This window comes from Haloarcula vallismortis ATCC 29715 (assembly GCF_000337775.1).
GTDB lineage: Archaea > Halobacteriota > Halobacteria > Halobacteriales > Haloarculaceae > Haloarcula > Haloarcula vallismortis.
The window spans coordinates 1-4,006 of record NZ_AOLQ01000041.1; the positions used below are offsets into that span (position 1 = coordinate 1).

Consider the following 4,006-nt stretch of genomic DNA (forward strand, 5'->3'; position numbering starts at 1 on the left):
ACGCAGTGCTTCCAGCAGGAGGGCTTGGTCGAGACCATAGTGGAATGACGTTTCGGCGCTGAACGCTTCTTTTGCCGTCTCAAAGGATCGTCAGGGACTCGATCCGCCGGAGCCACTGATATCAATACTGGGTAGAGAGCGACCAGAATCACAAGGAAAAGCATCTACGACCAAACGGGTATGAGCAAAGTGGACACGCTTTTTTGCGAGGAGTACTGCCCATACAGTACATCGATACAATTTGAATTATCAGTGGATTATCGACCGGATTGACACGGTCATTGTCGCCCGACCGAAGACAGTCATCGTCGCGTTTCTCCTCCTCACAGTTCTTTTTGCGAGCGGCCTGGGCTCGATAACGACTGAGAGCGGTCAAGAGCAGTTTATAGAGGATCTTCCCTCTTATCAGGCGGTTGAAGATATCAACGACGAGTTCAGCCCGACGTTTACCGAGGAAACGACAAGCACGACAATCGTTCAGGACTCGAACAACGTCCTGTCGCGGGCGTCACTTATCGATATGCTGGAGACGCGACAGCGTATACTCGATTCTGATCCCCTTCGAGCACAATCAGTATCGACCCCCGCAGAAACGGTCGCCACCACGCTCGACCCATCCGCAACGACGCCGGAGGAACAGCTCTGGGCTGTCGAAAGTGCAACGCAGGCGGAAATCGACGCAGCCGTTCGCGAAGCCGCGGATGAACCAGGCTTCGAGAACCAGTTGAGTGACGATTTCAACCGTGAATCCGCGTCAGCGTCGGCGAGCCGTGCCACCGTGACTCACGAGGCGGGCCCGGGCGCAGGAGCCTCTGGCGGGCCGGGCGGCGGGTCGGAGTTCCCATCAAACCGCGTCGACCGGATACAGTACATCACTCACGATGACGCGTCCAATATCTGGGTGCAGGGTACCGCGCCGGACACGACCGCGACTACGACTGGTCTCGTGCTGCCGGCCGCGCTCGTGCTCATTCTCGTCTTTCTCACAGTCGCGTACCGGGACCCGGTTGACATCGGCATCGGGCTGCTGGCTATCATAATGACGCTTATTTGGACGTTCGGGTTCATCGGTATCGCCGGCATTCCATTCGCTGTCCTGTTGATAGCCATCCCTCCGATACTCATCGCGATTGGTATCGACTTCGGTATCCACTCCATCAATCGCTACCGCGAAGAGCGAGTGCGGGGGGCGGAGATTACCGAAGCGATGACACGGACGACCGACCAGATGACGGTCGCCTTCGCCATCGTCACCGGCACCTCTGCAGTTGGCTTCCTCTCGAACATGATCAGTGCGTTCCCGCCAACACAGGACTTCGGACTCGTTGCCGCTGCCGGTATCATCTTCACGTTCTTCATATTCGGTGTCTTCGTGCCGGCGGCGAAGGTCGCTGTCGACCGCGCACGCCAGCGCTACCCGATTCCGACGATGGCGACGACACCACTGGGGTCGGAATCGTCGCCGCTTGGACGACTTCTCTCAGTCGGTGTCACCGTTGCAAAACGCGGGCCTCTGGTCTTCCTCCTCCTCACTGCCATGGCGACTGCCGGTGGTGCGGTGTACGCGACAGGCGTCGATACAGGCTTCAGTCCGGATGACTTCCAGCCTGCCGAGGAAACGCCGGAGTATATGCAGTCGCTCCCGGAATCGATCCGACCCCCCGAGCAGTTCGAATACGTCCGCATCAACAACTACCTCGACCGCCATTTCGAAGAGAACAGCCAGGTGTTGATGTACGTCGAAGGGCCGATGACCGAAGACAGTGCACTTGAGGAGATCCACCGCGCCAGTCAGTCTCCACCCCCGACGTTCGAGCGCGACAGGCGACAGGCCGAAACGCAAAGCATTATCACCCTGATTCAGTCCCGCGCCGAGCGTGACCCGGAGTTCCGTGCGCTCGTCAAGCGCAACGACCGCAACGACAACGGCATTCCCGACGACAACCTGCCACAGATCTACGCGGCGCTTGCTGCCCCTGCTGACAGCGACCTCGATAGCTTCCTTGCTGACGACCGTCGGAGCGCGCAGGTGATTTACACTGTCGACGGTGACGCAGACGACAAGGCAGTCACCAATGACGCCTACACCGTCGCAAACTCATACCGGATGGCAGCCCAGCCGACTGGGAGTGTCATCATCTTCGACGAAGCGATATCACTCGTGCTGGAATCGGTCATTGAGACCCTCATCCTGACACTCGTCGGTGCTGCCGGGTTCCTCATCATGTCGTACTGGATCATCGAGGGCCGACCATCCCTCGGCGTCGTCAATGTCATTCCGATTCTCGTCACAGTCGTCGCCGTAGTCGCGTCGATGCGAGCGCTCGGCATCGCATTCAACGCGATCAACGGGACGATTCTCGCCATCGCCGTCGGTATCGGCATCGATTACGCGGTTCACGTCGTCCACCGGTTTGCCGACGAGTACCACGAGCGCCCGCTGTATCCCGCACTGCAGCGGACTGTCATCGGTACCGGTGGCGCGCTAACCGGGAGTATGCTGACCACTGTGTTTGGCATCGGTGTGCTGGTTCTCGCACTCAACCCCGCTCTCGGGGTGTTCGGTATACTCATATCGCTGAGCGTGCTCTACGCGTACCTCTCGTCGGTGCTTCTACTCCCGTCGATTATTGTTGTCTGGGAACGCCTCGCGACCGAGAGCGAGACGCCAATGCCACTCTTTGATGCGGTGAGTGACGCAGCGACAAACCAGCAGTCCCCGTCCGCTGGCGACTGACATTGCTCGCTGGTCACAGCCCTTACCGAGACTAAGCCAAATCTGATTGGGGTGGTCGTCCCGGTCGCCATCGACGAGACTGGTAGATTCGCTGGGTTCCGTGAAATGGCCACGAAGACGAACTCGCTGGTTGACCGATTGCGGACGCTCACGGTACCGCCCATCGACGACGTTCGTGCGGGGTTAGCGGGCTATATCGGGACCACAGCCCAGGCCGGGGAACTGGCGGCGAAGATTGAGCGGACAGACGACCTGCTCAACGATTTCGTCTCCAAGCCGTATGGGTGGACCGATGACGAAGGGTCGTGTCATCATGAAAAGTCCCACTAGCATCTCTGCAGAGGGTATTTCGTCATCTTAGTCAATCTTTGAACAGTTCTGTATCGAATTCGTCAGCCGATTCGCGAACGAGACGGTCCTGTCCGTCATGAGCTTCGATCGCACCCTCACTTAATTCCGGGTTCACTTCTTCGATTGTCTCGGGTGCAACCTTCTCTGTCACTTCGAATTCCTCGATTGGACTGAGAACGCCCCATGCTGCCCCAATTGCATGAAGTACTACGGCCAGCGGAGTCAATATCAAAAACACCGGCCATACCAGCGGGTGTTTCCTGTACGCCCACAGCCCAAATAGCATGTAAATGAAAAGAACAACCAGCAGCGCAGTCGAAACCAGTTCAAAAAATTGGATGCTGATTGTTGCACCGGGTACAACTGAGGCCCCAATAATTAACAGTGGAATGGCTGGCGAAAATCCCCAAGACACGACGCGAGTTAGTGTAAGTGGTTGGTACAGTAGCGGGAGGATGTGGTTATCTTTCAGTGTTCCGGACATCCACCGACGACGTTGCTTGATCATCGCTTTCAGCGACGGTGGCGCTTGGTTTCGAAACCGGGTGTCGACGAGGCGATATTCTAAGTCGAACCGATCCGCAGCCCGCCAAATAAGGTTTGTATCCTCAGTGATCGTCGCTACATCCCACGTGAGTTCATTCTCCAACTCGTGTCGAATTGCGAACCCGCCGCCCCATGCGTACAGTGGGTATGATAACCGACGGAAGGCCCGCTGTTCGAACTGATATCCAATCCGGAACACTTCACACAGGTAGGCTAACCGTGAGCCCGTGAAAATCGGCTTCTCAGTAAATTGAATGAAATCGGCGTCCGGAAGGCCGGTCAGCCCAGCAACGAGTGTGTCTTCGTCGAGGTACAGTACATACTCTGAGTTACAGGGGACATGTCGCCGTGCCCACTCAACAGCACGACCCA

At 57.3% G+C, this 4,006-nt stretch carries 3 protein-coding genes; 2 read left to right on the top strand and 1 reads right to left on the bottom strand.

What is annotated here, in order from left to right:
• Positions 1-241 precede the first annotated feature (241 nt).
• Positions 242-2,737, top strand: a complete 2,496-nt coding sequence (locus C437_RS10525; protein ID WP_004516934.1) for an efflux RND transporter permease subunit — start codon at positions 242-244, stop codon at positions 2,735-2,737.
• Positions 2,738-2,842: 105 nt separating this feature from the next.
• The gene (locus C437_RS20820; protein WP_193790400.1) at positions 2,843-3,067 is read left to right on the top strand and encodes a restriction endonuclease; all 225 of its coding nucleotides are present in this window, start codon (positions 2,843-2,845) and stop codon (positions 3,065-3,067) included.
• 31 nt (positions 3,068-3,098) lie between these two features.
• Here the strand turns inward: C437_RS20820 and C437_RS10535 are convergent.
• Positions 3,099-4,006: glycosyltransferase family 2 protein (locus C437_RS10535; protein WP_004516936.1), on the bottom strand; the 908-nt coding region annotated here is incomplete at its 5' end.

Coding starts and splice junctions, on each gene's coding strand:
- C437_RS20820 (WP_193790400.1), top strand. CDS start 2,843: ATGGCCACGAAGACGAACTCGCTGGTTGACCGATTGCGGACGCTCACG.